General features: G+C 43.9%; 14 protein-coding genes and 2 pseudogenes. 12 read left to right on the top strand and 4 right to left on the bottom strand.

The window, feature by feature from the left end:
• Positions 1-111: 111 nt before the first annotated feature.
• Positions 112-2193, top strand: coding sequence for a sensor histidine kinase (locus tag BP95_RS0119795; protein ID WP_028533071.1), 2082 nt, complete (start codon positions 112-114; stop codon positions 2191-2193).
• A gap of 15 nt (positions 2194-2208) precedes the next feature.
• Here BP95_RS0119795 and BP95_RS0119790 read toward each other — a convergent pair whose 3' ends face one another.
• The gene (locus BP95_RS0119790; protein ID WP_021254605.1) at positions 2209-2520 is read right to left on the bottom strand and encodes a helix-turn-helix domain-containing protein; all 312 of its coding nucleotides are present in this window, start codon (positions 2518-2520) and stop codon (positions 2209-2211) included.
• Positions 2521-2739: 219 nt separating this feature from the next.
• Positions 2740-2973, bottom strand: a complete 234-nt coding sequence (locus BP95_RS0119785; RefSeq protein ID WP_021254604.1) for a hypothetical protein — start codon at positions 2971-2973, stop codon at positions 2740-2742.
• Between the two features lie 271 nt (positions 2974-3244).
• On the opposite strand from BP95_RS0119785, the pseudogene BP95_RS34320 reads away from it, so the two are divergent.
• From BP95_RS34320 to BP95_RS32085, 3 genes and pseudogenes are all read left to right on the top strand, one after another.
• Positions 3245-4273 (top strand): annotated as a pseudogene (locus BP95_RS34320) (glycosyltransferase); the annotation flags it as partial.
• 99 nt (positions 4274-4372) lie between these two features.
• Positions 4373-5491, top strand: coding sequence for a glycosyltransferase family 2 protein (locus tag BP95_RS0119780; protein ID WP_028533070.1), 1119 nt, complete (start codon positions 4373-4375; stop codon positions 5489-5491).
• A gap of 62 nt (positions 5492-5553) precedes the next feature.
• Positions 5554-6816: a glycosyltransferase family 2 protein gene (locus BP95_RS32085; protein WP_051614147.1), complete on the top strand. Its 1263-nt coding sequence runs from the start codon at positions 5554-5556 to the stop codon at positions 6814-6816.
• Positions 6817-6892: 76 nt separating this feature from the next.
• Here BP95_RS32085 and BP95_RS0119770 read toward each other — a convergent pair whose 3' ends face one another.
• Positions 6893-8050, bottom strand: coding sequence for a glycosyltransferase family 2 protein (locus tag BP95_RS0119770; RefSeq protein WP_414813095.1), 1158 nt, complete (start codon positions 8048-8050; stop codon positions 6893-6895).
• A gap of 178 nt (positions 8051-8228) precedes the next feature.
• Here BP95_RS0119770 and BP95_RS0119765 point away from each other — a divergent pair, with 178 nt between their 5' ends.
• The 6 genes from BP95_RS0119765 (at position 8229) to BP95_RS34075 (ending at position 12498) form a co-directional block, all read left to right on the top strand.
• The gene (locus BP95_RS0119765) at positions 8229-8534 is read left to right on the top strand and encodes an alpha-helical endospore appendage domain-containing protein (protein WP_021254600.1); all 306 of its coding nucleotides are present in this window, start codon (positions 8229-8231) and stop codon (positions 8532-8534) included.
• A 231-nt stretch (positions 8535-8765) separates the two neighbouring features.
• Entirely contained in the window at positions 8766-9077 is a 312-nt protein-coding gene (locus BP95_RS0119760; protein WP_021254599.1) for an alpha-helical endospore appendage domain-containing protein, read from the top strand.
• A gap of 36 nt (positions 9078-9113) precedes the next feature.
• A complete protein-coding gene (locus BP95_RS0119755; RefSeq protein WP_021254598.1) occupies positions 9114-9500 on the top strand; it encodes an alpha-helical endospore appendage domain-containing protein in 387 nt (128 codons plus the stop codon).
• 17 nt (positions 9501-9517) lie between these two features.
• Entirely contained in the window at positions 9518-10312 is a 795-nt protein-coding gene (locus BP95_RS0119750) for a hypothetical protein (RefSeq protein WP_155987314.1), read from the top strand.
• Positions 10313-10356: 44 nt separating this feature from the next.
• Complete coding sequence (locus BP95_RS31015; RefSeq protein ID WP_021254596.1) at positions 10357-11337, top strand: MBL fold metallo-hydrolase; 981 nt, start codon at positions 10357-10359, stop codon at positions 11335-11337.
• A gap of 30 nt (positions 11338-11367) precedes the next feature.
• The gene (locus BP95_RS34075; RefSeq protein WP_231515148.1) at positions 11368-12498 is read left to right on the top strand and encodes a glycosyltransferase; all 1131 of its coding nucleotides are present in this window, start codon (positions 11368-11370) and stop codon (positions 12496-12498) included.
• 17 nt (positions 12499-12515) lie between these two features.
• Here BP95_RS34075 and BP95_RS0119735 read toward each other — a convergent pair whose 3' ends face one another.
• Complete coding sequence (locus BP95_RS0119735; RefSeq protein ID WP_021254593.1) at positions 12516-13190, bottom strand: class I SAM-dependent methyltransferase; 675 nt, start codon at positions 13188-13190, stop codon at positions 12516-12518.
• A 53-nt stretch (positions 13191-13243) separates the two neighbouring features.
• Here BP95_RS0119735 and BP95_RS31005 point away from each other — a divergent pair, with 53 nt between their 5' ends.
• Together BP95_RS31005 and BP95_RS31000 are read left to right on the top strand one after the other, a co-directional pair.
• Positions 13244-13954, top strand: coding sequence for a hypothetical protein (locus BP95_RS31005; protein WP_021254592.1), 711 nt, complete (start codon positions 13244-13246; stop codon positions 13952-13954).
• 120 nt (positions 13955-14074) lie between these two features.
• Positions 14075-14850, top strand: a pseudogene (locus BP95_RS31000) (hypothetical protein); the annotation flags it as partial.

Below are 14850 nucleotides of genomic sequence, written 5' to 3'. Positions count from 1 at the left end.
GATATGGCAATCTATTCCTAATTGCGACATGAAACCTTAATTCCTTGGATTCTTCTATCGTCAAATAAGAAAGTATGTTATAAAATGGAAGGGTTGAGGAGGGCGTCATCGATGCGTCGAATAACTTTTCATATTATGATGGCCATGATTATTGTAACTATAATTATTCTACATGTTGCAGGGGCGATTATTGATTCGAAGCGTGCTCCGAGCGCGGAAAATGGAATACTTGATTTGCGGAACTGGAATTTTGAAAAAGATGGAATTGTGCCATTGAACGGAATGTGGAAGATGAAATGGGGGAGCTTGCTTCCTACGGAGAAAATAACGGATTCCTCTTCAATGATGGCGGATGTGAAGGTGCCATCTTCTTGGAATCAGTTAACGAATCCGGGGTTCTCCAAGAAGGGTACGGGAGTCGCGACGTATTATCTTACGATAAAGAAGAATGCGAAGGATAATCTGTTGGGTGTATGGCTCCCCAGCATATATAGTTCATATCGCATGTGGGTGAATGGTAAGCCGATTATTCATGAAGGACAAGTCTCCGAGTTTGAGGACTATGCTGTTCCTTCTATGAAGCAACGCATGGTTATGGTGAGTACTCCTGGAAACACCGCAGATATCGTTATCGAGGTTACGAATTTCTCGCATCATCGTGGAGGAATATGGCAGTCACTATACCTGGGTTCATCGGAGAAAATTATAAGCAAGGGCAGATTGGAATTGGTTAGGGATAGTATGCTGTTCGGCTGCTTATTAATGGTGGGGCTCTATCATATTGGTCTGTTCATAGAGAGGCGCAAGGATTGGTATACGTTTCTATTTGCGATTCTTTGTATTGCAATGGCAATCCGAATCCTAACATCGGGAGATGCCATTCTGCTTACTTGGTTTCCTGGTTTATCGTGGTATTTCGTTATTCGCCTGGAATATGTGCTAATGATCGTGGCGACGATGGCAGGATGCGGATATGTGAGATATTTATTTTATGAGGACGCGTGCTATAGGACGTATACGATAATGAATGTAGCAGGAGCATTGCTAATTGGCTCCATTGTATTCCTGCCTGTGCGTACGTTCACCTCTTACCTTCTGCTTTATCAATTATATGTGATAGCAGCGGCTTGCTATGTAATCATAATGAATATGAAGGCTGTCTATAATCATCGGATGGGAGCGCATATTGCATTATTCGGCTTTACTGTTTTCAATATATTGGTTCTTAATGATATTTTATATTATCATTCGCTTGCTCCCATTCGAGACTTGGCTCCAAGTGGACTTGTATTTTGCGTTTTCATGCAGTCGCTTATGATCTCAATGAGATATTCCAAGGCGATGTACGACGTAGAATCTGTAACGATCGAGTTACGAGAGTTGAATGCTAACTTAGAAGCGCGGATCCAAGAGCGCACAGCTGCCTTAACTCAAATGAACGCAAATTTAGAAATGAAAAATTATGAGTTAGAGCGGATGGAGACCTCCCGCAGGCATCTATTTACGAATATTTCCCATGATTTGCGAACACCAATGACCTTAATTCGTGGTTACTTGGAGGCGCTCCAAGATGAGGTAATTCAGGATAGAGAGCAGCAGAAGAAATATATCCGCCTCATGCTAAATAAAATTAATGGCTTGAATCATCTGATTGACGATTTGTTTGAGTTGTCCAAATTAGAAGCAAGAAGGGTGCCTGTATCGATAGAATCTGTACTTCTTGAACATTTTATTTCACATCTGGAAGAGCATTACGAGTTGGAACTGCGAAGCAGAGGGTTAATGTTCGCATGTTACAACTTGACGTACCGCAATGCTCCGCCTGTAAGTCTTATGCTGGAAGTGGACATTGATCGTATGATGCAGGTATTTGACAACATTATTTATAACGCGGTCAAATTTACGCCAATTGGCGGCTCGATTACCATTGAAGTGGACTATCTGAAACAGGAGCAAGCGGTTCATATTCAAATTACGGATACCGGAATTGGTGTGGGAGAAGAAGACTTGCCTTATCTATTCGACCGTTTCTACAAAAATGATAAGTCGCGAAATTCAATGACAGGCGGCAGCGGTATAGGGCTGGCAATTGCCAAAGAAATTGTCGAATTGCACTTAGGAAGAATCGGCGTTGAGAGTGTGCAAGGACATGGAACGACATTCTACATTATATTGCCTGCTCAAGTAAAATAGGGATGGTCGTAAACCCTATCGCTTGGAGTAGAGTGATTGCCTCATGAGCTGGAGTGTCTGCTGTCTTGAGTCGGCATCAAGCCCATGCCATAGCTGCAGCAGCTGATTCGTCTCGTGTGATTCCAGATAGGAGTTATCATTGATTAGGTAATCCACGGATACATCAAATAAGACAGCTAGCTTAAGAAGGGTTGTATAGACGGGCTGCCGATTGTTAATTTCGTAATGGCTATATGCCGAACGAGTTAATCCAATATGTCGAGCTACTTGCTCTTGCGACATGTTGCGGGCCGTTCGTAAATTGCGTAAGCGCTCTCCAAAGGTCATAGCAGGACTCCTTTGTCATAAATATGCTAGAGTAGGATCGCAGATTCATAAGTTACGTTACACATACTTGTAATGTATGATACAAAGTGTATCGTGTCAAGTTTGATTTTACAAAAGAATAACGTGTAAAGATTGCAAAAGGCGTAATTCCAAAAAGGAATTACGCCTTTTGCAATGATCTATCAAAACAATTCTGTCGGAATTCAAATGCACGAATGATTAATATAAGGACAATGCTACAGTGTCCATTTCACGTCTTGAATGCAAGATTGCCTCTGAGCCGATAATTTCAATACTGATCAAGGTTTCAAGACAGGTCTTGATCGCTCGCTTGCCTGTATTCATCTTGCGGTTAAGTGCATCCATAAGTAGTGAGAATGTATTTTTGTGGGACATATTTGTGCAAAACACGGGTATTTTTCGTTGTTGGAATTCAATATAAACTGTTTTCATCTGGCAACGGACCTCCTTCTATTGATCTATTTCCGTTAATACAAATAATACGAAAGGAACATTAAATGAACATTAAAAACTGAAGACAATGTTGTTACATTTACGAAATGTAACAAAAAAATCTATGAATATCGTAGAATTTGGACGACATGATAGCGTTGAAGTCAAAGGAACCCATTTCCGACATGCACGACTGGGCTATTTGCGGCATATATCGTTTGTAGCGATGTGAAAAGGGGATGGGAAGTTGGAGAAGCGACTATCATTATGCATGATCGTTAAGGATGAGGAGACATTTATCGGCATTTGTCTGGACAGCGTCAAGAATGTTGTAGATGAAATCATTATTGTCGACACGGGATCATCCGATCAGACGATTCCAATATGCCAATCATATGGAGCGAACATATATGAAATGCCGTGGAATGACAACTTTGCCGAAGCTCGCAATTATGCCCTGAAGCAAGCAACTGGCGACTGGATATTATGGATGGATGCGGATGAGAGGCTGGATTCAGATCAAGCCATGTTGATTCGAGATATATTGCAAGAAGAGCAAGCTCACATCGGTGTAATTCAGCTGTTGAACTACATTGGGGAAGACACACCTAGCAGTGAGAAAACATACTTAATTGGTCAGCATCGGCTGCTTCGCAATCATATGGGTTTTCAGTTCGTCGGAGCGATCCATGAACAGGTAAATGTACATGAGGTTCTGGGCGAGCAATTCGATGTTAAAATCTTGCCCGTACAACTTCATCACTATGGCTACCTAGAAGCAGTAACTCATTTGCGGAACAAGTCGGAGCGGAACTTGCGATTATTACAGATGGAGAAAGACAAGCCGGACTACAACCCGTGGGTCGATTATCATATTGCAAGTGAGCAGTATCGGCTGAAAAAGTATGCTGAAGCTTATGAGTCTGTAAATACATCCGTTATGCGGTTTGTAGAACAGGGGAAGCTGCCACCGTCGCTTCTATATAAATTAAAATATGAGCTTATGTTGATCATGGGCAGTTATGAAGGGGCATGGCCTTCGATCGATAAGGCGATCGCGTTATATCCAGATTACGTTGATCTTCATTTCTACAAGGGGATCATCTTGTATTTAAAACAAAAGGTTGAACATGCATTGCCTGTATTTCAGCACTGTGTTGAGCTGGGGGAACAAAATATCTATCATCTTACGCTGCGAGGAGTTGGAAGCTTCCACGCTTGGTATTATGTCGGGAAGTGCCATGAACTTCTTAATCATCGGGAAGAAGCGATACAGGCCTATGAGAATTGTCTAGAGGTAGATCGCAGCCATAAAGAAGCCAGAGAAGCGCTTGACCTGCTGCTAGCTCAGTCTAATCAGGTACAGCTAGATTCACATATTGAGGAGGCAGAAATGACGATGGATCAGTCTGCATCAATCACGATTAGTCTATGTATGATTGTACGTAATGAGGAGATTGCACTAGCGCAATGTCTTGCATCAGTCCATAACATTGTTGATGAGATCATTATTGTTGATACGGGATCTACAGATCGAACGAAGGAAATTGCTGGACAATATCAAGCCCGTATATTTGATTTTGAATGGATTGACGATTTTGCTGCTGCACGGAATTATGCCTTCAGTCAAGCTACTCAAGAATATATTCTATGGCTCGATGCGGACGATGTGATAGAGAGTAAGGATCAACGCCTACTAGTAGAGCTGAAGAAGACACTCACTCGTGATGTTGATAGTGTGACCATGCACTATGTATTAATGGTTGATGATAAGGGGAATGTTACGTCTAGTCTGCGGCGAAATCGCTTAGTTAGGCGTGATCGTGGGTTCAAATGGTATGGGCCAGTGCACGAATATTTGGAAGTAGGCGGACATATTATTCATAGTGATGTGTGTGTCACACATAAGAAGGATAAAGCATATACCGATCGCAATTTGCGAATTTACGAGAAGAGACTTGCCGAGGGAGAGCAATTTACGCCTCGCGATCTATACTATTTTGCGAATGAATTGCGAGATCATTCCCGGTTCGAAGAAGCAGCACACGGATATATGAAGTTCCTCGAAACAGAGCAAGGGTGGGTAGAGGATAATATTCAGGCGTGCAGAAAAATGGCGGAGTGTTATGGCAAGTTGGGTCAACGTACCGAACAGTTTATGGCGCTGTTCCGCAGTTTCGTCTATGATAAGCCGCGAGCGGAAATATGCTGTGCGATTGGGGCCATGTGGGTGGACTCGGGGCATTTTCTACAAGCGAAGTACTGGTTCGAGCAAGCTACACTGCTTCCAGCAGATGAAGCGCAAATGTCTATGGTAGAGCCATCCTCATGGACGTGGGTACCGCATTTGCAGCTATGTGTATGTCATGATCGTCTTGGTGACATCGAGAGGGCTTGCTATCATAACGAGTTTGCACTCAGCTACCTTCCCTCTCATCCAAGTATGCTTCATAATCAGAAATATTTCCGCGAGAAGCTTGGCGAGGAACGATACGAACAGTTGAGAATTAAATTGTAGAGGCATTTCATTAATTACAGTCATATTTCCCAAGTATGTGATTGCGAAGTGAGGGGATTGTGTTGAAGGTCAGTATTGTGATACTCACGTTGAATCAATTTGCTCATACGATTCGATGTCTAGAAAGCATTCGTAAGTATACGCCAGAGCCTTACGAGTTAATTGTCGTTGACAATGGTTCGACGGACTTAACGCTTCCCTATCTGAGACTGCAGTCGGATGTAATCTTGATTGAAAATGCGGTGAATGCAGGATTCTCAAAAGGATGCAATCAAGGAGCAGCTCTTGCGACAGGGGATCATATTCTTTATTTGAATAATGACACCATCGTCACGCCAAATTGGTTAACCAATATGCTGCGCGTGCTTCACTCCAGTGAAGATGTAGGCATGGTCGGACCGTTTACGAATTATTCGAGTGCTCATCAACAAATTCCAGTAACGTATACCGATTTATGGGACTTGAACAATTTTGCGAGGGAACATGAACATAAATTTGCTGGAACGGTGACAGAAGTTCGCCGACTTGTTGGATTTTGCATGCTGATGAAGCGAAGTGTTGTCGAAGAGGTAGGGGGCTTCGATGAACGCTACGGATTAGGAAATTATGAGGACGATGATCTATGTTTGCGAACAGCGAATGCGGGTTATCGTATGCTCATTGCGAATGATTCCTTCATCCATCATGTGGGCCATGTGACTACGAATCAGCTCGAGCAGTCAAGCTTGATGATGCTGCTGCATACGAATCGGGAGCAAGCACGTCGGAAGTGGGGGGCTGATATATTCGACCTGTTGTACAAAGCAGAGTCAACCATTACCTTCTGCATTCGCTGGAGAGCACGAACAGAGCCGTTGCAAGCTTGCATCGCTTCGATTCATGAAGTGGCAAATGAAATTATCATATGTAATTGTACCGGAGAACAGCGGGAAGACGTTGAACTGGAGACGTCTGTTCCGATTCGGTGGATCGATGCAACGGAAGATATGGATGCAGGCGAAGCATACATCATACAACAAGGATCAGAACAGGCCACACAGGATTATATTTTTCTGATCGATGCGTCAGAATATCTTCCTGCACCTGAACGCAGGCAGCTTCGGGCACTCAAACGCTCCCTAAATCCTGAAGTGAATGCGGTGTGGATGGTGGGAGAGGCTAAGCGGGATGGCCTGCATGAGACTGGGGCAGAACGATTGAGATTGATTCGCCGCAATGTCCAGGTGCCGAATCTGAATGAGATCAGTTTAACGGATTATGATGCGAAACAAGGCGATACATCGCAGCATATCAAGAGTGAGATTCGAGTTGCTAGCTTCATCTGAAAGCTTGAATGTCAAAAGCCTGAACCTTCACTGCCAGTGATACACTGACGGAGGGTTCAGGCTTTTTTTATATAAATTAAGAAATTGGTGATGGTTGTTCGTGCAAATCAGGATGAGAGACGAGCAACTGTTGAAGTGCAAGATTGGCAGGCTCATATTCAGGATAGAAGTTCAGGGCTGAACGATATGCTGACCATGCATCTTGTGGCTGATTTAATTGCTCATAACATTGTCCCTTATAATAATAGGCGTGGAAGGTAGCGCTGCCGTGAAGGGTTAAATGGTTCAGCTGTTTGTCGCCTAATGCAATACAATGGTCGAACGTTTCGAGTGCCTGTTCGTGTTTGCCCAGTTGATGCAGGATGACACCCTTGTATAAATGAAGATCTACATAATCGGGGTAAAGCACTAATACCTTGTCAATGGCTGGCCAAGCTCCCTCTATACTTCCTGTCTCCAGTAGAATCGAATATTTCAGCTTATACACAAGCGATGGCGGCGTAAGTCCTTCGGATAGGAATCTAACAATTGACCAATTCACGTATTTAAAAGCAAAATCATATTTCTTCATACGCGAATATTCACTCGCTAAGTGATACTCCAGCCATGGATTTGGCTCTTTGGCTTCGATTGCTTTGAGCAATAACGTTATATTGCGCTCGCTTTTGTTCTTGGCATAAGTTACATCATTCAAATAACCGTAATGGTACACTTTGACTGGCAATGTATCGATCTGCGATTCATCTTGATCTGGCAGCACTTCATGAACATTCAATGTCTCGTGAATACTGAACTGGAACTTAAATCCCTTGTGATTTCGAAAGAGGCGAGCATGCGCAATATGAAATGATTCATTCGCTTGAACAGTTGCTCCAATGTAATTAACTAAATGAATCGAGTAGATATCCTTGTCTAAGGTAGGAAGCAGATTCTTCATTGTCTGACGATCATCCACATCCATTTCCTCATCAGCATCCATCCACATAATCCATTCACCTGATGCCTGCTCTAATCCATAATTGCGTGCCAATGAAAAATGATCCTGCCACTCATGTCTAAGCACGGTTGCGCCGAACTCCTGGCATATTTCGATTGTACGATCCGTTGATCCTGTATCCACAACAATAATTTCATCTGCGATAGGCTTGATGCTCTGCAGGCAGCGAGCGATGACATCCTCTTCATTCCGCGCAATCAAGCAGATGGATAACGTAGGAGATTGCAATCCATTCACTCCTTTTCAGCTTCGTATAAGATAAGTAACTGTATGCAGTGCCTGAAATTGATATTCGGGTACAAGGGAATAAAAACGTTGTTCAGAATTTAGCATATGAGATAAACCCTCAGACATAGGATGAGTAACGTAAGTTGCAATGAGGTGCTTGCAAAGGAAAAGAGAGAGGTGAACAGTTTTGTCACAGGCTAATATTCCAAATATTACTCCCACTATTACGATTACCCTTGGCCAAACCGTAACGTTGCTTTTGGCTTCTATCGCTCTGGAAGAACTGGCTCTTGCTCACATCGTGAATGCAGAGGCAGAGAAAATTCAACTCGTTGTTGGTACACTTGCACCTGGCATTACCCCAGCGGCAACGGTTGCGGAATTGCTGGCGATTGACGACAGTGTAAGAAAAACATTGCAAGATGTAATTAAGAAAGAAATGCTTCTTCAATTTAAGTTAGACAATATACTTAGCAGCTTCCCTGGATTGTAAACTACCTGCAGGTATAGTCATCTAAACAGTCAAGCATCTCGTTGCGCTTACATTTCTCCTGTGGAGTGGAACGATCTACAGGAGAATGTACTTTCTTTTTGCAAAAGGATCATGTTCAAGGGACAAACAAAGTTCGAAACTCAGCATGATGTATTTGTCTATGGCATAAAAATATGAGGAATCGAACTGTAAATGTCTGTGAGTAGCACCTCAATAAGGAGGATATGTATCATGTCCATGCCAAATGTTCCGGATATAAAACCGGAAATTATTTTGAAACGAAAAGAAGTTGTGAACCTGCTGCTAACCTCAATCGCCCTTGAGGAAATTGGACTGTCTCATATTATCAATGCGGAAGGCGAAAAAATTCAGGCCATACTTAGAGATCGGGATGTATGCTTGTCCGAAGCACTTCAAATTAATGAAAGTGTTGATCGCATGCTGAGAAACGTTGTGAAAAATCAGATTCTGTTGCACTTTAAGCTGGAAGATGTGATTCGACTTGAGAAGCAGCATGACTGTTTTGAGGATTGTGAAGAATAGCATTCCGCCATTATCCGGAGAGAGAGGAGGGAGAACATGAGCATTCAAAAATATGATGATCAAATTCCATCAATTGACGAGGCAGTTGCGCATCTACTGCAATCGCTCTCTCTGGAAGAAGGTGCCCTTGGACAGCTGCTCCTTACCGAGGCAGAGAAAGCAAAGGCGTTCGTTGGCAAGGATAAGAACTTCCCAACTCATCCGACACCTAAGGAAATTGTGGATTACAACTCCTCTGTTGTACAAATTCTGGATTCAATGCTAATGGCGGAGTGGCTGCTGCTGAAGAAGCTGAATATGGTCGTACATATGGAATTCCAAGCACAAACAAGAGATCCTGCTGTCAAGACCAGCGCCCTGATCACAAAGCAGAATGATATAGGCGAAGAGCTGGATTCTGATTCAAACGAATTCGATTATTAATAGATGGATCGAGGTGGATGATGATTAAGACCTTTCAACCTTTGTCTCAAATGCTGCTATCGGTGTTCCATCTCATCCACGCGTTGGATATGAGATGGGATCAGAAAAGTAAAGAATTGCATGTTATACAAATATTGTCAATGGTAGATACGCTGCGTGAGCTTCACCTGTGTACGTATCGAAGGGTGCAGGTATATAAGCAGACGGTAATCGATACACATTCTGAACAATTGGAAGAGGATCAGATCAAGGAAGTGCTCGACTCCGTGCATCGCACACAATTTCTGCTCGGTAGATGGATGCTAACGAATCGCTTACTTGTCGAGCAGCTACAAGAGCACTTGCGGTATCTGGAAGACTACTATAAATCTTTCAACCAAGCTTATAAACAAGCAAAGCCGGAACAGATAACGAAGGAAGTTGTTCAACCGATTCAAACTGAGAATCAGGTGTCGAAGGAAATCGTTCAACCGATTCAAACTGTGAATCAGGTGCCGAAGGAAATCGTTCAACCGATTCAAACTGTGAATCAAGTGTCGAAGGAAGTCGTTCAACCGATTCAAACTGTGAATCAGGTGTCGAGTGCGTTAGATGCCGTCAAGGTTGGCGGTGCTGTGAAAAAGAGACGTCCATCAAGTCCTCCGTTTATGTCCAAAGATGTGCGTAAGCCTCGGCCTCAGACGAAACCAGTAAAAGTAAAGCTGCCAGTGGCGCCGCTCATTATTACCCATCATCAGGTGGGCGGGGACATGATGCCGAATCAAAACAAGATTGTATCAAAAATAGGAAGCAGAATTTACTATAGAAAATAAACGCAACTTACCTCATCACAATGATGTGGAAAGGAGATTGCTTGATGGCAAAATTGAATCTCATTCGAATTGCGGGCTCCAGTTATTGTGCATCTGGACGCTGGGCCGTTGGCGTATACATGGATCCAAAGACCAAGTGTGCGGTACTCATTGATAGCGGTGCGAGTACAAGCGTGGCAAGAGAAGTTGATCATGCTGTCAAAGAGTATGGAGGCAAAATAACGGCAATTATTACAACGCATGGGCATGAAGTGCAGTGTAGGGGAATCCATTATTTCAAGGATCAATATCCGAACATCAAGATATACAGCACGCATCAAACAGGGATGTACATGCAGCATATGCTCGACGAATCAGATGCTTCTCGTGGAGGCGACAGCATTAAGAGTGAAGATCATGAGCGCAATCATTTGATCACTGACTATATTCCATATGAGGAGGGATCTTTCCAAGCAGGTGCCATTCAGCTGCAAATTGTTACACTGCCAGGACATTGTGCAGGCATGATTGGAGTGATTACACCGGATGATGTTGTATACTGCAGTGATGCATTGTTCGGGTATCATACTTTATCAAAGCAGAAGCTTCTTTACTATACAAATATTGCAGATGCCAAGACATCCATTCGCAAGTTGTTATCGTTAAGTTCCGAAGCGTATGTGCTGTATCATGGCGGATGCATCCGGAAATCGAAAATAATGGATTTGGCGAACCAGCATTTGTCGCGAATAAATGAGTTATCGAATGTTATCTATCAGATCATTCAAGACAGGCCGATAACCTTGGAATCCATTATAGAAAAGGTTATGAGACGATATGGGATTGAGCAGACTATGCAGCAATATGAGATTACAAGTGAGATTACGCGTGCACATGTGACTGAGCTTCGTCGTACGGGTCAGATCTTGCCGAATTTGTTCGAAGGATACCTGTATTTCAAGGGGAGTACTCAGGAGACCATTCCAGACACCGATGATCAAGAGAAACATATAATAGAGAGTAATGCGAACTATGTTTCGAGCTAGTCTTAATGGCTCTAAAGGAGGAGCATGTCATTGGATACTCACAAGCATTCAGAGGATGGCCATGCATCAGACATTTCCTCAATACTGAAAGATGCTGCGACGTTCATGGAGAAGGGCGAGTGGAAACGGGCTGTTATTATTTATGAATTATTGTTGGACAAAGGGGATATCGATGCGAAAACAGCCGTTTCCGTGTGCGGGCTCCTAGCGAACGGTTATAAGGAACTGGGCATGGATGCCAAAGTAATTAGAACGATTCTGAGGACGCTGCAATATGAGCCTCCGAGCGCTGATAGTTGCTGCCGCATCGGCTATCAATATTTCATACAAGAGAAATGGTCAGAAGCAGCTAGCTGGTATGGATTAGCATTACAAATGCCGTTCTCATCCGCTCAAGCGGACGCAATTGCGAATCATACATGGCTGCCTCACCTGCAATTATGTGTATGCTATGACAAGCTAGGTGATCTCAAGCGAGCCTACCACCATCATCAACAGGCTGCGTTATATGCACCTGATCACCCAAGTGTCATTACTAATGAAGTGCATTTTGGCCCCTATTTTGAGATGCTGGACAAGAGCGGATCTCAGAATTGTGGGCTATCTCTGCTTATTCCGTCAGTTCCGGAGCGTTTCACCTTTTTATCTTCATTATTAGCTGACCTTCATCAACAAGCGTTTGGTAAACCTGTAGAAATACTAGTCCTCATTGACAATAAAAAAAGAACAATTGGCGATAAACGAAACCAATTGCTCAAACAGGCTCAAGGACGGTTTGTTGCCTTTATTGATGACGATGATCAAATCAGTCCTCATTATGTGGATGCTTTGCTGGAGGCGATCGAAAAAGAACCTCGTGCCGATTGTATTGTGTTCGACGTACAGGTGAAGCTGAACGGCATTTCCGATAAACTGTGCAAATACGGTGTTGAATATCAGCATGGGCAAGACGCGCAGTATTATTATCGAAAACCGAATCATCTCATGTGTTATGCGAGACGAATTGCACTTGTACATCAGTTCCAAGATATTAGCTACGGGGAAGATGATGAATGGGGCGGCAGATGCGCTGGTGACATTCAGCTTCAACATCGGATTCCGCAAGTACTTTACACGTATGATTGGATGCCTAAGCCTTGGGACTGGTACCACAAACAGTAGAAAACTTGGCTGTCAGTCTATTGATTAGGGTGTGCATACATTTGTAGAAGTTGATGCGAAATGAGAGGATGTATTTCTGAGTAAGCGGCATCTCCTTTAGGGAACAACACGCCCAATCCGCTGGAATGCTCAAATTGAAAAGAAGGGTGCTGAGCGATTAATTCGTCCCATAGCTGCCACACGCCAAATCCATAAAGTCGGACGGAGATATCATGGAACAATACGATTCCGTTATCAGCTAGCTTAGGCAGCCAAGTATGGTAGTCATGGTGTACAGCCTCATACTCATGGAATCCGTCAATATGAAGAAGATGAATGGAGCCATCCTCGAAGTGCTGAAGCGCATCATCGAATGTGGATTGTAATAACGTGGCAACATTCGGATATAAGGATGCTGCAATCTGTCCCACTTCTTGATACACGTCCTCATTATAGGCACCAGAATGGGAGTCACCTACCCATGTGTCCACTGCATAGCACTTCGCAGACAAGTCATTGTCCCTTACAGCTTCGCAGAAGCTGAAGAAGGAAGCTCCCCAATGCGTGCCAAGCTCAACGATTAATTGCGGCTTTACAAATGATACCAGATCATATGCGAATTCACGATGACCTGTCCAAGCGGAATAGGTTAGCACATGTGGTGCAACATGATCATACTCGAAGCTTTTACGATGGAATTTCCATTCAGTCATAAGGATACCTTCTTTCTATACTTGAATATTTTCGAAATGCATGGAGGCTATGGATGGATATGAAGCATCAAGTTACCTTCGAAACGAAATGTTACGAAAAGGATTGGAAGGCCCTGCTCACGACGGATCGATTGCAAAGGGCAGTGGCACTGAATGAGTACTCCTTCTCTGAAGTGATTCTCTATATTAATAATGTAAATGATGTCGAAGAAGTTTCCTTCTATGCACAGAAATTAGTGGATTCAGGAGTAATCACCGAATATGCAGTTGTTGAACATTGGGCCGACGAGGTACTGCAGTATTTCCAGATTGAGAAGGAATCTTTTGCGGGAGGCTACTATTATTCTATTTCGGAGCTGGTAAGTATATACCGATGCCATACGCCTTATTTGCTCCATTTCTCCGGGGACTCCATACTAGAATCCTCCTTCTCTTGGATTGATGAGGCTATCAACCGCATGGAGTCCGATCGGAGTATCAAGGTAGCTAATCCGGTATGGAATGGTAGATATGATGAAGCGAGGTTCGAAGCAGAGAGCGAAGACGAGTTCTTCTATTTCGGATATGGATTCTCAGATCAATGTTATCTAGTAAATGCACAAGATTTCAAGTTTGCGTCTTATCATGAGATACATCCTGCGTCGCAGCGATATCCGGTATATGGTGGAGAACTATTTGAAAAACGAATTGATGCATGGATGCGCAATAAAGGCTTCAAGAGATTGACTTATAAATATGGAAGTTATGTTCACCCAAGATATTAAGGATGGAATCATCGTTGAAATAGGTATTTGGTTATAGATGTGACGAGAACCCCTTATCCTGTAATCACATATATGTATATGGTATCCAGAGTTTACATTATAGGATAGGGAGGGATATTGTTGTCGCAAGCTAACATACCTAATATTACACCCATTATTACGGTAACTAGGGATGACGCAATCAATTTATTACTGTCCTCTATTGCTTTAGAAGAGCTTGGGTTAAGTCATATCCTTAATGCAGAAGGTGAAAAAATACAGTTTGCGCTTGGTACGCTGCCAGGAGTTACATCTCCTCCGGCGACTTTGAGCGATGTATTATTAGTCAATCAAAGTGTGCGTGACACACTTCGTGATGTGACGAAAAAAGAAATGCTGCTTCAAACAAAGCTGGAAACGGTTCTGGCAGCGCCAGTTGTTTCCGCAACAGGAGCAACAGGTGCTACCGGAGCCACAGGAGCAACAGGTGCAACGGGTGAAGCTGGGACAACAGGTGCAACGGGAACAACCGGGGCAACGGGCGCAACAGGAGCAACCGGGGCGGGAGCCACAGGTGCGACGGGCTCGACTGGTGTAACAGGTGCGACAGGAGCAACTGGAGCGACTGGCGCCACAGGTTCGGGAGCCACGGGTGCGACAGGAGCCACGGGTGCGACAGGTGCACAGGGTATTACTGGTCCAACTGGCCCAGGAGTAGGAGCCACAGGAGCTACGGGAGCCACGGGTGCGACAGGCGAAACGGGAGCGACAGGAGCAACTGGAGCAACGGGTGCAACAGGAGTAACCGGAGCAGGAGCCACGGGAGCAACAGGTGCGACAGGAGCAACTGGAGCGACCGGCGCCATCGGAGCAACGGGTGCAACAGGAGCAACCGGAGCAGGAGCCACGGGAGCAAC

Origin of the sequence: Paenibacillus sp. UNC217MF (assembly GCF_000686865.1) — a bacterium.
In the GTDB taxonomy this organism is placed as follows: domain Bacteria; phylum Bacillota; class Bacilli; order Paenibacillales; family Paenibacillaceae; genus Paenibacillus_B; species Paenibacillus_B suaedae.
Note: the sequence above shows the minus strand (reverse complement) of the source record. Positions and strands in the feature narration are given on the sequence as shown.

What these genes read in the sequence shown, in the direction of transcription:
- BP95_RS0119760 (WP_021254599.1), top strand. Translation starts at nt 8,766, where the DNA reads ATGTCCATGCCAAATGTTCCGGATATAAAACCGGAAATTATTTTGAAA.
- BP95_RS0119785 (WP_021254604.1), bottom strand. Translation starts at nt 2,973, where the DNA reads ATGAAAACAGTTTATATTGAATTCCAACAACGAAAAATACCCGTGTTT.
- BP95_RS0119735 (WP_021254593.1), bottom strand. Translation starts at nt 13,190, where the DNA reads ATGACTGAATGGAAATTCCATCGTAAAAGCTTCGAGTATGATCATGTT.
- BP95_RS0119790 (WP_021254605.1), bottom strand. Translation starts at nt 2,520, where the DNA reads ATGACCTTTGGAGAGCGCTTACGCAATTTACGAACGGCCCGCAACATG.
- BP95_RS0119755 (WP_021254598.1), top strand. Translation starts at nt 9,114, where the DNA reads ATGAGCATTCAAAAATATGATGATCAAATTCCATCAATTGACGAGGCA.
- BP95_RS0119750 (WP_155987314.1), top strand. Translation starts at nt 9,518, where the DNA reads ATGATGATTAAGACCTTTCAACCTTTGTCTCAAATGCTGCTATCGGTG.
- BP95_RS0119795 (WP_028533071.1), top strand. Translation starts at nt 112, where the DNA reads ATGCGTCGAATAACTTTTCATATTATGATGGCCATGATTATTGTAACT.
- BP95_RS31015 (WP_021254596.1), top strand. Translation starts at nt 10,357, where the DNA reads ATGGCAAAATTGAATCTCATTCGAATTGCGGGCTCCAGTTATTGTGCA.
- BP95_RS31005 (WP_021254592.1), top strand. Translation starts at nt 13,244, where the DNA reads ATGGATATGAAGCATCAAGTTACCTTCGAAACGAAATGTTACGAAAAG.
- BP95_RS0119780 (WP_028533070.1), top strand. Translation starts at nt 4,373, where the DNA reads ATGGATCAGTCTGCATCAATCACGATTAGTCTATGTATGATTGTACGT.